Below are 15,142 nucleotides of genomic sequence, written 5' to 3'. Positions count from 1 at the left end.
CAAGCTCTACATATTTACAACCGCCCCTGCCCCTTCAACCACTCACGTACCAGAAACAGCGCACTGACATTGCGCGCTTCATTGAAGTCAGGATCTTCAAGCAAATCCATCATATGCGCCAGCGGCCAGCGAACCTGCGGTAGCGGCTCTGGCTCATCGCCTTCCAGCGATTCCGGGTAGAGATCCTGCGCTACCACGATATTCATTTTGCTGGAAAAGTAAGACGGCGCCATGCTGAGTTTCTTCAAAAAAGTCAGATCGTTCGCACCAAATCCCACTTCTTCTTTTAGCTCGCGGTTAGCTGCTTCGTAGACGCTTTCACCGGGATCAATCAGCCCTTTCGAAAACCCTAACTCGTAGGATTCAGTTCCCACCGCGTACTCACGAATCAGGATCAGATGGTCGTCCACAATAGGCACAATCATCACCGCTTCCCTGTTGGTTGGACGCATTCGTTCATAAACACGCCGCACGCCATTGCTGAACTCCAGATCCACGCTTTCGACGGTAAACAGTCGGGAACGGGCTACAGTTTCAACATTCAGAATGGTGGGTTTTTGTAATGATTTTCTCATTGTGGAATCTTTGCAGTGAAATCAGTATTTATTGTGCGATATCGGACACCGTTTCGGCAATGTGAATTGCATGTTATTTACATTTATGCAACCTGATAAATAATCGTTCTCAAATCAAATTAAAAGTCAATAGGTTGAAATAACTCCAGGAATTTGCTGATATTCCGCCCTCAGAGGGTTTGCTATGATCAGCGGTTACTGGGATGCGCTTAATGATGCTCAAGTTCAACTCCACGCTTGCCGATAGCCAACCGCAGAATCCTATATTGTGTCCAGGGTGCGAATAATCACGCCTGACAAATTAAGTAAGATGGGGAAAGCATGAGCACCATTGTGATTTTTTTAGCTGCTTTGCTGGCCTGCTCACTACTTGCGGGATGGCTGATAAAAACCCGCACCAGGCGGCGACAATTGCCCTGGGCTAACGCCTTCGCTGATGCGCAAACGCGCAAACTCACTCCGGAAGAACGTAGCGCTGTTGAAAATTATCTCGAGAGCCTGACGCAGATTTTGCAGGTTCCCGGCCCGACGGGTGCCAGCACGGCGCCTGTCTCTCTGACGCTGAACGCCGAAAGCAATAATGTGATGATGCTGACGCACGCTATCACACGTTATGGCATCTCTACCGACGATCCCAATAAATGGCGCTACTACCTTGACTCGGTAGAAGTCCACCTGCCGCCTTTCTGGGAGCAGTACATCAACGACGAAAACACCGTTGAACTGATTTATACCGACTCACTCCCATTAGTCATTTCACTCAACGGCCATACGCTGCAAGAGTATATGCAGGAGACTCGCGGTTACACGTTACAACCTATTCCATCAACACAGGCATCGATTCGCGGTGAAGAGAGCGAACAAATTGAGTTGCTCAACATTCGCCAGGAAACGCACGAAGAGTATGCACTTAGCCGCCCACGAGGATTGCGGGAAGCGCTGCTGATTGTCGCCTCATTCCTGATGTTCTATTTCTGCCTGGTGACCCCAGATGTATTTGTCCCGTGGTTGGTTGGCGGCGCGCTACTGCTGCTGGGCGCGGGCCTGTGGGGATTATATGCGCCACCTGCCAAATCTTCCCTAAGGGAAATCCACTGCCTGCGCGGGACACCGCGTCGCTGGGGGCTGTTTGGTGAAAACTCTCAGGAACAGATTAACAATATTTCGCTTGGTATTATCGATCTGGTCTACCCCGCGCACTGGCAACCTTACATTGCCCAGGATCTCGGACAACAAACCGATATCGATATCTACCTCGACCGTCACGTCGTGCGCCAGGGGCGCTATCTTTCGCTGCATGACGAAGTAAAAAACTTCCCGTTGCAGCACTGGCTACGCAGCACGGTTATCGCAGCCGGTTCGCTGATTGTCTTGTTTATGCTGCTGTTCTGGATCCCACTGGATATGCCGCTGAAATTCACTCTCTCGTGGATGAAAGGCGCGCAGACTATTGAGGCCACCAGTGTTAAACAACTTGCGGACGCTGGCGTACGCGTAGGCGATACCTTACGTCTAAGTGGTACAGGCATGTGTAATATCCGCACTTCCGGCACCTGGAGCGCGAAAACCAATTCACCGTTTTTGCCGTTTGACTGCTCGCAAATCATCTGGAATGACGCCCGTTCATTGCCATTACCAGAATCGGAACTGGTTAACAAAGCTACGGCGTTGACCGAAGCAGTAAACCGTCAACTGCACCCTAAACCGGAAGATGAATCGCGCGTCAGTGCCTCATTACGTTCTGCGATTCAGAAATCCGGCATGGTTTTGCTTGATGACTTTGGCGACATCGTACTGAAGACCGCAGATCTCTGTGCAGCCAAAGATGATTGTGTGCGCTTAAAAAACGCCCTGGTGAATCTTGGCAACAGTAAGGACTGGGACGCGCTGGTGAAACGCGCCAACGCAGGAAAACTTGATGGTGTGAATGTATTACTCCGCCCGGTGAGCGCAGAATCGCTGGATAATCTGGTGGCGACTTCCACCGCACCGTTTATCACTCATGAAACGGCGCGAGCGGCACAATCACTGAATAGCCCAGCGCCTGGCGGCTTCCTGATTGTCAGCGACGAAGGCAGCGATTTTGTCGATCAACCGTGGCCAGCAGCCTCACTTTATGACTACCCGGCGCAAGAACAATGGAACGCTTTCCAGAAGCTGGCCCAAATGTTGATGCATACACCGTTTAACGCCGAGGGGATCGTCACCAATATTTTCACCGATGCCAACGGCACGCAGCATATCAGCTTGCACCCTATTCCGGACCGTTCTGGCCTGTGGCGCTATCTCGGCACCACATTACTGCTACTGACGATGTTCGGCTGTGCCATCTATAATGGCGTGCAGGCCTGGCGTCGTTACCAGCATCATCGCACCCGCATGATGGAGATTAAGGAATATTACGAAAGCTGCCTGAATCCGACGCTGCTCACGTCTTCAGAAAGCCTCATCGAATAACACGTTTGCGCGGCAGGTTATGCTACCCTGTCGCGCAAATTGCTTCACTCTGGAGATTTCCCCCATGCATATCAACATTGCCTGGCAGGACGTAGACACCGTTCTGCTGGATATGGACGGCACGTTGCTCGACCTCGCCTTCGATAACTATTTTTGGCAAAAGCTGGTGCCTGAAACATGGGGCGCGCAAAACGGTGTTACGCCACAGGAAGCAATGGAATATATGCGCCAGCAATATCACGACGTGCAGCATACGCTAAACTGGTACTGTCTTGATTACTGGAGCGAGCAACTGGGTCTGGATATCTGTGCGATGACCACCGAGATGGGGCCACGTGCTGTGTTGCGTGAAGATACTGTTCCGTTTCTCGAAGCGCTGAAAGCCAGCGGCAAGCAGCGAATTTTGCTCACTAACGCCCATCCACATAACCTGGCCGTTAAACTTGAGCATACGGGTCTGGACGCACACCTTGATTTATTACTTTCCACCCACACATTTGGTTATCCGAAAGAGGATCAGCGGTTATGGCATGCGGTGGCCGAAGCTACGGGTCTGAAAGCTGAAAGAACGCTGTTTATTGATGACAGCGAAGCCATTCTCGATGCTGCCGCGCAATTTGGTATTCGTTACTGTCTCGGCGTCACCAACCCTGACTCTGGAATAGCCGAAAAACAGTATGAGCGCCATCCGTCACTGAATGACTACCGCCGCCTGATCCCCTCGCTAATGTGAAGGAGACGCCATGAAAGAAAAACCGGCTGTTGAGGTTCGACTGGATAAATGGCTATGGGCCGCCCGTTTTTATAAAACCCGCGCGCTGGCCCGTGAAATGATTGAAGGCGGTAAGGTGCATTACAACGGGCAGCGCAGCAAGCCGAGCAAAATCGTCGAGCTGAATGCCACGCTCACGCTGCGCCAGGGAAATGACGAACGCACGGTGATTGTAAAGGCGATTACTGAACAGCGTCGCCCCGCCAGCGAGGCAGCCTTGCTGTATGAAGAGACTGCGGAAAGTGTAGAGAAACGCGAAAAAATGGCGCTGGCACGTAAACTTAATGCCTTAACCATGCCGCATCCGGACCGACGCCCGGACAAAAAAGAGCGCCGCGACCTGTTACGATTTAAACACGGCGACAGTGAATAACTGTCACCTGCAAGAGAGATGATTATGCCGCAACATGACCAATTACATCGCTATCTGTTTGAAAACTTTGCCGTCCGCGGCGAACTGGTAACCGTTTCGGAAACCCTGCAACAGATCCTTGAGAATCACGATTATCCGCAGCCGGTGAAAAACGTGCTGGCAGAACTGCTGGTCGCGACCAGCCTGTTGACCGCTACCCTGAAGTTTGATGGTGATATCACCGTACAGCTGCAAGGCGACGGTCCGATGAATCTGGCGGTTATTAACGGTAACAACAAACAGCAGATGCGTGGTGTGGCGCGCGTGCAGGGCGAAATTCCAGAAAATGCCGACCTGAAAACGCTGGTCGGCAATGGTTACGTGGTGATCACCATTACCCCGAGCGAAGGCGAACGCTATCAGGGCGTAGTTGGTCTGGAAGGTGATACCCTGGCGGCTTGCCTGGAAGATTACTTTATGCGTTCTGAACAGCTGCCGACGCGCCTGTTTATTCGCACCGGTGACGTAGACGGCAAACCGGCTGCGGGCGGTATGTTGTTGCAGGTAATGCCTGCGCAAAATGCCCAGCAAGACGACTTCGACCACCTGGCGACGCTGACCGAAACCATCAAAACTGAAGAGCTGCTGACGTTACCGGCAAACGAAGTGTTGTGGCGTTTGTATCACGAAGAAGAGGTGACGGTTTATGATCCGCAGTATGTTGAATTCAAATGCACCTGCTCGCGTGAACGTTGCGCAGGCGCGCTGAAAACGCTGCCGGATGAAGAAGTTGATAGCATCCTCGCGGAAGAAGGCGAAATTGACATGCATTGTGATTACTGTGGTAACCACTATCTGTTCAATGCAATGGATATTGCCGAGATCCGCAACAATGCGTCTCCGGCAGATCCGCAGGTACATTAATCGCCATGTCCGGCAGAGATGACTCTGCCGGATATCATAACTAAATTGCCTGATGCGCTGCGCTTATCTGGCCTACGGATTAAATGCAATTTATCGCAGGTAAGATAAGGCGCAGCATCCAAACGCGCTGTCACTCATTCAGATTCAAATCCAGCGTTTCACCATCCACCGTAAGATCGCGCCACACCTTAGGCTTCGTCCCCAGTTTTCCATTCTTCGCCGCTGTGAGTAATTTCTCTTTCGTTATTACACGCGGGAGTGAACTCATCGTAATCTCTTTCCATTCTTTCCCGGCAGGATCAATACCATAGACAATGTATCTTTCATCATTAAAGGCAAACAGGATCCGCTCTGCCCTACCATCACTATTCAGATCTTGCTCTACCAGCACGCAGGCATCTTTTTCAATACATATCATTGCGTTATAGCGATTTTTCATCACTGCCGACCAGAATGTCATATCCGGCTTTCCAGAACCTGGGGCAATAAATACATTATCAGCTAATGCTTTTTCCGATATCTGCTGCTGAAGACGTTGCACTCCATCAAACGCCATCAGCAGACCCCACCTGCGTTTCGGGTCTTTCATATACTCGACATCGCTTTTCAGCGACTCAAGCGCTGCACGTCCATAGCGACCGCTATGTTCGAGCATGTAGATACTTACCTGGTCTGGCGTGTTCTTGCCACTCTGATAACGCGCCATATGGCTGTTCACGCTAATGCGCATACTGTCCAGCACCGGCGAATTAAGAAGCACCAGTATCACCAGCACCAATAACGAAACCGTAAGGTTCACTTTGCCCTGAAGAACAAGGGGATTTTGCCCTTTACGCCAGGCAATACTGACGAAATACCCCAGCGACCAGACCAATAACACCACCACCGCCAGTGCGCCGTGCAAGCGTTCGGTAGTCCAGCCGTATTGAGCGACCCGCATCCATATAGCCCAGGCGGCGATCAGCACATAGAGCGGCGCCACCAGCAGAGACATTTTTATCAGGCAACGCAATGGGCCAGTCCAGGGAAGCGATGCTTTTCGCGGATCGCGGACAATGGCCATTAAGAGCAACTGCAAAAAGGCCAGAGTTAAAAGCAGCCCAGCGGCGGAGATGTGGCGGGAAATCGCATTCAAACCAGCAAAGGGCAAAGTGATAATAAACAGCAGCGTCAGCAGTGAAACCAGTGGTAGCAAACCTGTGGCGATTAACGTGAAGAGCTTTTGAATAGAGGCGATTAACCGCGATTGAGTCCGCGCAAGAATGACTGCCAGCGCGGTAACCAGGCCCAGCGTAAGATAAATAAACCAGTCGGTTGAAAAAAAGAGGGTACTGAAAAACGTGATGCCAACAAGTTTAAATAACTCACTCCACAGTAAAAGTACCAGCCATGTCAGACCATTAGTGATCAAAATCACCATCAATATTAGAGCGTTATGCCACGCTGACTGGTAAAAAAAGCTATAGTTCGTTCGCTCTTTTCTGTCGTGCAAATTCAGTTGTATCCAGGGCAATAACAACATCGCCATTAACAGCAGATAACAACCAAATTCCCAGAGTTCCTGGTCCGCTCGCCAGGGACTCATGCCATCAATTTGCCATTTCAGCCAGCCGCTCATCGCCAAGGTGGCAATAAATACCAGCGCCAGCCACCCCCACAAACGCTTCTGTTTGAAGGATTCCACGGTGAATAACAAAACGGATGAAAGCGCCACGGTCGCAGGAATGCCGTAAACAATCCAGTTGTTATTGTCCACAGCCAGCCAGGTTATCAGAAAATAGCAAACCAGCCCCTGGATTAATCCAGTGGCGACCATTCCCCACCGTGTTGCAGGTGACAGTTCAACGTTATCCATGTTCGTGATCCGGAATCAAAAGGAAGGTTAATTATTGCATTCAGGCAGTACTAATATTTATTTTAAGAAAAATTTACAAAAAATTTTGCGGTGGTGAATCGATACTTTACTGATTGATTTTGCATAAATTTCAATCAGGAATGAGATTTAACTCACATTATAATGGCCAATTAAACTAACTTTTAACCTTTTAGGAACATTTTCCACACCTGGAATGCCATTTCTGCGATAATAGCAACCGTTTCGTGACAGGAATCACGGAGTTTTTTGTCAAATATGAATTTCTCCAGATGCGTAAATCTATGAGCCTTGTCGCGGTTAACACCCCCAAAAAGACTTTACTATTCAGGCAATACATATTGGCTAAGGAGCAGTGAAATGCGCGTTAACAATGGTTTGACCCCGCAAGAACTCGAGGCTTATGGTATCAGTGACGTTCATGATATCGTTTACAACCCAAGCTACGACCTGCTGTATCAGGAAGAGCTCGATCCGAGCCTGACAGGTTATGAGCGCGGGGTGTTAACTAATCTGGGTGCCGTTGCCGTGGATACCGGGATCTTCACCGGGCGTTCACCAAAAGATAAGTATATCGTCCGTGACGATACCACTCGCGATACTTTCTGGTGGGCAGACAAAGGCAAAGGTAAGAACGACAACAAACCTCTCTCTCCGGAAACCTGGCAGCATCTGAAAGGCCTGGTGACCAAACAGCTTTCCGGCAAACGCCTGTTCGTGGTTGATGCTTTCTGTGGCGCTAACCCGGATACTCGTCTTTCCGTCCGTTTCATCACCGAAGTGGCCTGGCAGGCGCATTTCGTCAAGAACATGTTTATTCGCCCGAGTGATGAAGAGCTGGAAGGTTTCAAACCTGACTTTATCGTCATGAACGGCGCGAAGTGCACCAACCCACAGTGGAAAGAACAGGGTCTGAACTCTGAAAACTTCGTGGCGTTTAACCTCACCGAGCGCATGCAGCTGATTGGCGGCACCTGGTACGGCGGCGAAATGAAGAAAGGGATGTTCTCGATGATGAACTACCTGCTGCCGCTGAAAGGTATCGCTTCTATGCACTGCTCCGCCAACGTTGGCGAGAAAGGCGATGTTGCGGTGTTCTTCGGCCTTTCCGGCACAGGTAAAACCACCCTTTCCACCGACCCGAAACGTCGTCTGATTGGCGATGACGAGCACGGTTGGGACGATGACGGTGTGTTTAACTTCGAAGGCGGCTGCTACGCGAAAACCATTAAACTGTCGAAAGAAGCAGAGCCAGAAATCTATGGCGCTATCCGTCGCGATGCACTGCTGGAAAACGTCACTGTACGTGAAGATGGCACCATCGACTTTGATGATGGTTCAAAACCGAGAACACCCGCGTTTCTTATCCGATCTATCACATCGATAACATCGTTAAGCCAGTTTCCAAAGCGGGCCACGCGACTAAAGTTATCTTCCTGACCGCAGATGCTTTTGGCGTACTGCCACCGGTTTCTCGCCTGACTGCCGATCAAACTCAGTACCACTTCCTTTCAGGCTTCACCGCCAAACTGGCTGGTACAGAGCGTGGCATCACCGAACCGACGCCAACCTTCTCTGCCTGCTTCGGCGCGGCATTCCTGTCGCTGCACCCAACTCAATACGCAGAAGTGCTGGTAAAACGTATGCAGGCAGCGGGCGCGCAGGCATATCTGGTTAACACTGGCTGGAACGGCACTGGCAAACGTATCTCCATTAAAGATACCCGCGCCATTATCGACGCCATCCTCAACGGTTCGCTGGATAACGCAGAAACCTTCACTCTGCCGATGTTTAACCTGGCGATCCCGACCGAACTGCCGGGCGTAGACACGAAGATCCTCGATCCGCGTAACACCTACGCTTCCCCGGAACAGTGGCAGGAAAAAGCTGAAACGCTGGCGAAACTGTTTATCGACAACTTCGATAAATACACCGACACCCCTGCGGGTGCCGCGCTGGTAGCAGCTGGTCCTAAGCTGTAATCGGTTAATATTTCACTGACCCCTTATCCAAATGGATAAGGGGTTTTTTTATATCTAATTGGCTACCAATATGTACACGGTACACTTATAATTATCAATAGACCGCAGGATGCACTATGTTCACGTTTATTGAACTACAAGGATTTAGCAAACGCCGCCAGCTATTGTTGCCTGATGATGAGTTCCGGGCTTTTCAGGAACTACTCATTCAAGATCCATCTGCCGGTGACATTATCGCGGGCACAGGCAGTTTCAGAAAAATTCGCTGGAACCGTTCTGGAATGGGGAAACGGGGCGGCATTCGGATAATTTATTACAACGTGACACGCAATGGCCGAATTTATCTGGCATTGATTTATCCTAAAAATGAACAGGATGATTTAACAGAAGAACAAAGAAAGGCATTGAAACTATTGTCCGAGAAGCTGCTTTAATGTTGAAGCTCCACACATTCCACCATGGCCGAAATGCCAACGGAGACATTGAAAACAGATGAAAGATGAATTATTTGCTGATCTTCTTGCCAGCGCAGAAGAAATGGTACGCATCGAAAAGGGTGAAAAAACGCCTGAACCAGAGCACGTCCATACTTTTAGCGAAATCGATGTAAAAGCGATCCGTGAAGCAACTGGCTTACGCCAGCAAGATTTTGCTGTCGCCGTAGGGGTAAGTTATGACCTGGTAAAAAGCTGGGAAACCAAACGCCGTCAACCTACCGGAGCACCTCGAAAATTGCTCCTGCTTTTGCAAGCGAATCCTTTCATTATCAATCAATTGAAAACAATCTAAAAACGGGAGGCACCTTCGCCTCCCGTTTATTTACCCTTCTTTTGTCGTGCCCTGCGCCCGCGTTACCGGTAATGGCAGCCAGGCGCGAATGGAAAGCCCGCCCCGCTCGCTGGTGCCAAGCTCCAGCATCCCGTTATGGTTATCCACGATACGCTGCACAATCGCCAGGCCTAGTCCCGTTCCGCTAATGGTGCGCGCACTGTCGCCGCGGACAAAAGGCTGGAACAGATGCTTACGCTGTTCAGGCTCGATACCCGGACCGTCGTCTTCCACCTGGAACCAGGCGCGATTTGGCTCCGTTCCGCTGCTGACTTTGATCCAACCATTGCCATAGCGGGCAGCGTTCACCACCATATTCGCCACCGCACGTTTGATTGACAGCGGATGCATTTTCACTTCTATGCAGCCAGGATAAAGCGCGGTATCAATTTCACGCTCATAGCCACTTTCCGCGGCAATCACCTCACCAAGCACCGCATTAAGATCCGCCAGTTCCATTGGCATCTCCTGACCAGTACGCAGGTAGTCGATAAACTGCTCAATGATGGCGTTGCACTCTTCGATATCTTTGTTGATCGATTCTGCCAGGTAGCCATCCTGCTCGCTCATCATCTCGGTCGCCAGGCGAATACGCGTCAGTGGCGTGCGCAGGTCATGACTTACCCCCGCCATCAGCAGCGTGCGGTCATCCGCCAGTTGCTTAACACCAGCCGCCATATGGTTGAAGGCGCGGGTAACCGAACGCACCTCCGAAGCGCCATATTCACGCAGCGGCGGCGGAATAATCCCTTTACCGACCTGCAAAGCAGCATGTTCGAGATCGACCAACGGTCGGTTCTGAATACGAATAAACAGCCACGCCCCGCCAATCGCCATCAGCATAATCGCCAGCGTATAGCGGAACAGCGGGGAGAAATCGCCCTGATGAATTTCGGTCAGCGGCACGCGTACCCAGATATTGGGCGACAGCCAGGTTTTCAGCCAGACAACAGGCGAGCTTTTGTTCACCTCGACGCGAACTTCCGTCGGACCGCCCAGCTGCTGCGCCATCTGATGGCTTAAGAATTCATAGTGTTGCGCCCAACGCAGCCCGGCCTCTTCGGCAGCTTCGTTGGAATAGAGGGAGATCCCCAGCTCACGGTAGATCTCCCGACGGAAAGCGGGAGGCACAACCAACTGCGTGCCGTCCTCCAGTTGCAGTTTGTCGGTCATCAACATACGCACTTCGTACGCGAGGACTTTATTAAACTGCTGGAGGCTCGGCAAAATCGCGAAGTTCAGCACCACCAGATAAGTCGTCACCAGGCTGACGAACAGCAAGGTGACGATGAGCAATAACGTGCGGGCAAATGAACTTCGTGGCGAGAAGCGCAATCGCCTCATGCTTTAGAACCGTCCGGTACAAAGACGTAGCCCAGACCCCAGACGGTCTGAATGTAACGCGGATGCGCCGGATCTTCTTCCACCATGCGGCGCAGACGAGAGATCTGCACGTCGATGGAACGTTCCATTGCGGAATATTCACGGCCACGGGCAAGGTTCATCAGCTTATCGCGGGAGAGCGGCTCACGCGGATGGCTGACCAGCGCCTTCAGGACCGCAAATTCACCGCTGGTCAGCGGCATCGGTTCATCTTCGCGGAACATTTCACGCGTACCCAGGTTAAGTTTGAACTTACCGAAAGCAATCACAGCTTCTTCCTGTGACGGCGCGCCCGGCAGTTCATTCGCCTGACGACGCAGCACCGCACGGATGCGGGCCAGCAATTCACGCGGGTTAAACGGTTTTGGAATGTAATCGTCAGCACCAATTTCCAGGCCAACGATACGGTCAACTTCTTCCCCTTTCGCCGTTACCATAATGATCGGCATCGGGTTACTCTGGCTACGAAGACGTCGGCAAATCGACAAACCATCTTCACCAGGTAACATCAAATCCAGTACCATAAGATGGAAAGATTCACGAGTCAGCAGGCGATCCATCTGTTCTGCATTAGCGACGCTTCGAACCTGGAAGCCTTGTTCGGTGAGATAACGCTCCAGCAGCGCACGCAAGCGCATGTCGTCATCGACCACCAGAATCTTGTAGTTCTCTTGCATTGTTTGTACTCCCAAAGGTTCGCAACAATTTGTAAGCGTGTATTCTTAAAAAAGCTCACGTTCGTCACCAGCTAAATCTGGTATGAATTTCAGCCTAAATTGTTACAAAGCATATTAAACAGCGGCTTAAGTATACAATTTATTCAGCGAAACATTATTGATTCTGTTGATATGATCACGTTATACCCAATGTGCGCATTATCAAACAGACAAAGGGAATCAACGAGATGAAAACGCCCCTGGTTACCCGGGAAGGGTATGAAAAACTCAAACAAGAGCTAAATTATCTCTGGCGTGAAGAGCGCCCGGAAGTCACAAAGAAGGTGACCTGGGCCGCAAGTCTGGGCGACCGCAGCGAAAATGCTGACTATCAGTATAATAAAAAGCGCCTGCGTGAAATCGACCGTCGTGTGCGCTATCTCACTAAATGCATGGAAAATCTCAAAATCGTCGATTACTCGCCCCAGCAGGAAGGCAAAGTTTTCTTTGGCGCGTGGGTAGAGATTGAAAACGACGATGGCGTGACTCACCGTTTCCGGATCGTCGGCTACGATGAAATCTTTGGCCGTAAAGATTACATCTCTATCGATTCCCCGATGGCCCGCGCATTGCTGAAAAAAGAAGTCGGCGATCTGGCGGTGGTGAATACCCCTGCCGGGGAAGCGAGCTGGTATGTTAATGCTATTGAGTACGTGAAACCGTAAGGAAGAATCTTAACCTCCTGCCGATGGCTGGCATTTTTGCCAGCCAGTCCGTATAACTATCCCCTGATTTTTGATCCGAAAAGATGAACTCAAACCATGATGAATGATTCGTTCTGCCGCATTATTGCGGGTGAAATTCAGGCGCGCCCGGAACAGGTTGACGCTGCCGTTCGCCTGCTTGACGAAGGGAATACCGTGCCGTTTATCGCACGTTATCGTAAGGAAATCACCGGCGGTCTGGATGACACGCAGCTGCGTAATCTGGAAACGCGTCTGAGCTATCTGCGCGAGCTGGAAGAGAGACGTCAGGCGATCCTCAAGTCCATTTCCGAGCAAGGCAAACTCACCGATGATCTGGCGAATGCCATCAACGCCACCCTAAGCAAAACCGAACTCGAAGACCTCTACCTGCCTTACAAACCGAAACGTCGTACCCGCGGGCAAATCGCCATTGAAGCAGGGCTTGAGCCGTTGGCTGACCTGCTGTGGAGCGATCCATCACACATGCCAGAAGTCGCCGCTGCACAATATGTTGATGCCGATAAAGGCGTGGCAGATACCAAAGCCGCGCTGGACGGCGCGCGTTATATCCTGATGGAACGCTTTGCCGAAGATGCCGCGCTGCTGGCAAAAGTGCGTGATTATCTGTGGAAAAACGCGCATTTGGTTTCTACGGTGGTGAGCGGTAAAGAAGAGGAAGGGGCGAAATTCCGCGACTATTTCGATCATCACGAACCGCTGTCAACGGTGCCTTCGCACCGTGCGCTGGCGATGTTCCGTGGGCGTAACGAAGGCATACTCCAGCTTTCGCTGAATGCCGATCCGCAGTTCGACGAGCCGCCAAAAGAGAGCTATTGCGAGCAAATCATCATGGATCATCTCGGCCTGCGCCTGAACAATGCCCCGGCGGATAGCTGGCGCAAAGGCGTGGTGAGCTGGACGTGGCGCATCAAGGTGCTGATGCATCTGGAAACCGAACTGATGGGCACCGTGCGCGAACGTGCGGAAGATGAAGCGATTAATGTCTTTGCCCGTAACCTGCACGATCTGCTGATGGCGGCCCCTGCCGGACTGCGTGCGACGATGGGCCTCGATCCGGGTCTGCGTACCGGGGTAAAAGTGGCGGTAGTCGATGCGACAGGTAAACTGGTGGCGACCGATACCATTTATCCGCATACCGGGCAGGCCGCAAAGGCGGCGATGACCGTTGCCGCCCTGTGTGAAAAACATAATGTTGAACTGGTAGCGATCGGTAACGGTACGGCTTCCCGCGAAACCGAGCGTTTCTATCTTGATGTCCAGAAGCAGTTCCCGAAGGTTACCGCGCAGAAAGTGATCGTCAGCGAAGCAGGCGCGTCGGTTTACTCGGCTTCCGAACTGGCAGCGCAGGAGTTCCCGGATCTCGACGTTTCGCTGCGTGGCGCGGTATCTATCGCCCGCCGTTTGCAGGATCCGCTGGCGGAGCTGGTGAAAATCGATCCGAAATCTATCGGCGTGGGTCAGTATCAGCATGACGTCAGCCAGACGCAACTGGCCCGCAAACTGGACGCAGTAGTAGAAGACTGCGTAAACGCCGTTGGCGTTGATCTGAATACCGCTTCTGTTCCACTGTTAACTCGCGTGGCGGGCCTGACGCGCATGATGGCGCAAAACATCGTGGCCTGGCGCGATGAAAATGGTCAGTTCCAGAACCGTCAGCAACTGTTAAAAGTGAGCCGTCTGGGGCCGAAAGCCTTCGAACAGTGCGCGGGCTTCTTGCGCATTAACCACGGCGATAACCCGCTGGACGCGTCTACCGTTCACCCGGAAGCCTATCCGGTGGTGGAACGCATTCTGGCAGCAACACAGCAGGCGCTGAAAGATCTGATGGGTAACAGCAGTGAACTGCGTAATCTGAAAGCGTCTGATTTTACCGATGAGAAATTCGGTGTGCCGACGGTAACCGACATCATCAAAGAGCTGGAAAAACCGGGTCGCGATCCGCGTCCGGAATTTAAAACCGCTCAGTTTGCCGATGGCGTCGAGACAATGAACGACCTGCAACCGGGTATGATCCTCGAAGGCGCGGTGACCAACGTCACCAACTTTGGCGCTTTTGTTGATATCGGCGTACATCAGGACGGCCTGGTTCACATCTCTTCTTTGTCGAACAAGTTTGTGGAAGATCCGCATACCGTGGTGAAAGCGGGCGACATTGTGAAGGTGAAAGTGCTGGAAGTGGATCTTCAGCGTAAACGTATCGCCCTGACCATGCGTCTGGACGAGCAGCCTGGCGAAACCAACGCTCGTCGCGGCGGCGGTAACGATCGCCCGCAAAACAACCGCCCGGCAGCCAAACCGCGTGGGCGTGAAGCGCAGCCTGCCGGTAATAGCGCGATGATGGATGCGCTGGCGGCAGCAATGGGTAAAAAGCGTTAAACACCCTGATTGGCCTACGGTTCAAATTTGCACGAAATCGTAGGCCAGATAAGGCGTTCACGCCGCATCTGCCAACGAACGCCCTGCCTGACATAAATATGCCGGAGATATTCTCCGGCATATTTATTCCACAGCCAAACTCACACTATATTTCGTTAATATTTATCACCTCATTAACAACTGAAACCTTAATTAAA

General features: G+C 51.5%; 12 protein-coding genes and 1 pseudogene. 9 read left to right on the top strand and 4 right to left on the bottom strand.

Annotation, left to right across the window (positions count from 1 at the left end):
* Nucleotides 1-14: 14 nt before the first annotated feature.
* The gene (gene nudE, locus FFT88_RS02775) at nt 15-575 is read right to left on the bottom strand and encodes an ADP compounds hydrolase NudE (protein WP_126511443.1); all 561 of its coding nucleotides are present in this window, start codon (nt 573-575) and stop codon (nt 15-17) included.
* Nucleotides 576-896: 321 nt separating this feature from the next.
* Here nudE and igaA point away from each other — a divergent pair, with 321 nt between their 5' ends.
* From igaA to hslO, 4 genes are all read left to right on the top strand, one after another.
* A complete protein-coding gene (gene igaA / locus FFT88_RS02770) occupies nt 897-3,032 on the top strand; it encodes an intracellular growth attenuator protein IgaA (RefSeq protein WP_135405512.1) in 2,136 nt (711 codons plus the stop codon).
* A gap of 64 nt (nt 3,033-3,096) precedes the next feature.
* A complete protein-coding gene (yrfG, locus tag FFT88_RS02765; protein WP_135405511.1) occupies nt 3,097-3,765 on the top strand; it encodes a GMP/IMP nucleotidase in 669 nt (222 codons plus the stop codon).
* A gap of 10 nt (nt 3,766-3,775) precedes the next feature.
* Nucleotides 3,776-4,177: a ribosome-associated heat shock protein Hsp15 gene (hslR, locus tag FFT88_RS02760; RefSeq protein WP_000660483.1), complete on the top strand. Its 402-nt coding sequence runs from the start codon at nt 3,776-3,778 to the stop codon at nt 4,175-4,177.
* Nucleotides 4,178-4,201: 24 nt separating this feature from the next.
* Nucleotides 4,202-5,080, top strand: a complete 879-nt coding sequence (hslO, locus tag FFT88_RS02755; RefSeq protein ID WP_135405510.1) for an Hsp33 family molecular chaperone HslO — start codon at nt 4,202-4,204, stop codon at nt 5,078-5,080.
* A 130-nt stretch (nt 5,081-5,210) separates the two neighbouring features.
* Here hslO and FFT88_RS02750 read toward each other — a convergent pair whose 3' ends face one another.
* Nucleotides 5,211-6,935: a DUF4153 domain-containing protein gene (locus FFT88_RS02750; RefSeq protein ID WP_135405509.1), complete on the bottom strand. Its 1,725-nt coding sequence runs from the start codon at nt 6,933-6,935 to the stop codon at nt 5,211-5,213.
* 378 nt (nt 6,936-7,313) lie between these two features.
* Here FFT88_RS02750 and pckA point away from each other — a divergent pair.
* The 3 genes and pseudogenes from pckA to nadS all read left to right on the top strand — a co-directional run bounded on the left by pckA (nt 7,314) and on the right by nadS (nt 9,724).
* Nucleotides 7,314-8,935, top strand: a pseudogene (pckA, locus tag FFT88_RS02745) (phosphoenolpyruvate carboxykinase (ATP)).
* 116 nt (nt 8,936-9,051) lie between these two features.
* Nucleotides 9,052-9,369: a type II toxin-antitoxin system RelE/ParE family toxin gene (locus tag FFT88_RS02740; RefSeq protein ID WP_130208985.1), complete on the top strand. Its 318-nt coding sequence runs from the start codon at nt 9,052-9,054 to the stop codon at nt 9,367-9,369.
* Nucleotides 9,370-9,427: 58 nt separating this feature from the next.
* Nucleotides 9,428-9,724: a NadS family protein gene (nadS, locus tag FFT88_RS02735; RefSeq protein ID WP_130208987.1), complete on the top strand. Its 297-nt coding sequence runs from the start codon at nt 9,428-9,430 to the stop codon at nt 9,722-9,724.
* A 30-nt stretch (nt 9,725-9,754) separates the two neighbouring features.
* On the opposite strand, the gene envZ is transcribed toward nadS, so the two are convergent.
* Nucleotides 9,755-11,107 carry a two-component system sensor histidine kinase EnvZ gene (envZ, locus tag FFT88_RS02730; protein WP_130217662.1) on the bottom strand — a complete coding sequence of 451 codons (1,353 nt, stop codon included), beginning with the start codon at nt 11,105-11,107 and terminating at the stop codon, nt 9,755-9,757.
* Nucleotides 11,104-11,823 carry a two-component system response regulator OmpR gene (gene ompR, locus FFT88_RS02725; RefSeq protein ID WP_001157751.1) on the bottom strand — a complete coding sequence of 240 codons (720 nt, stop codon included), beginning with the start codon at nt 11,821-11,823 and terminating at the stop codon, nt 11,104-11,106. Before ompR ends, envZ begins: the two co-directional genes overlap by 4 nt.
* A gap of 227 nt (nt 11,824-12,050) precedes the next feature.
* On the opposite strand from ompR, the gene greB reads away from it, so the two are divergent.
* Nucleotides 12,051-12,527 carry a transcription elongation factor GreB gene (gene greB, locus FFT88_RS02720; RefSeq protein ID WP_000856744.1) on the top strand — a complete coding sequence of 159 codons (477 nt, stop codon included), beginning with the start codon at nt 12,051-12,053 and terminating at the stop codon, nt 12,525-12,527.
* 96 nt (nt 12,528-12,623) lie between these two features.
* Entirely contained in the window at nt 12,624-14,945 is a 2,322-nt protein-coding gene (locus FFT88_RS02715; RefSeq protein WP_135405508.1) for a Tex family protein, read from the top strand.
* The last annotated feature ends 197 nt before the right edge of the window (nt 14,946-15,142 follow it).

The sequence above is a fragment of the Escherichia sp. E4930 genome (assembly GCF_005845405.1).
GTDB lineage: Bacteria > Pseudomonadota > Gammaproteobacteria > Enterobacterales > Enterobacteriaceae > Escherichia.
This window is presented reverse-complemented; position numbering and strand designations above follow the sequence as displayed.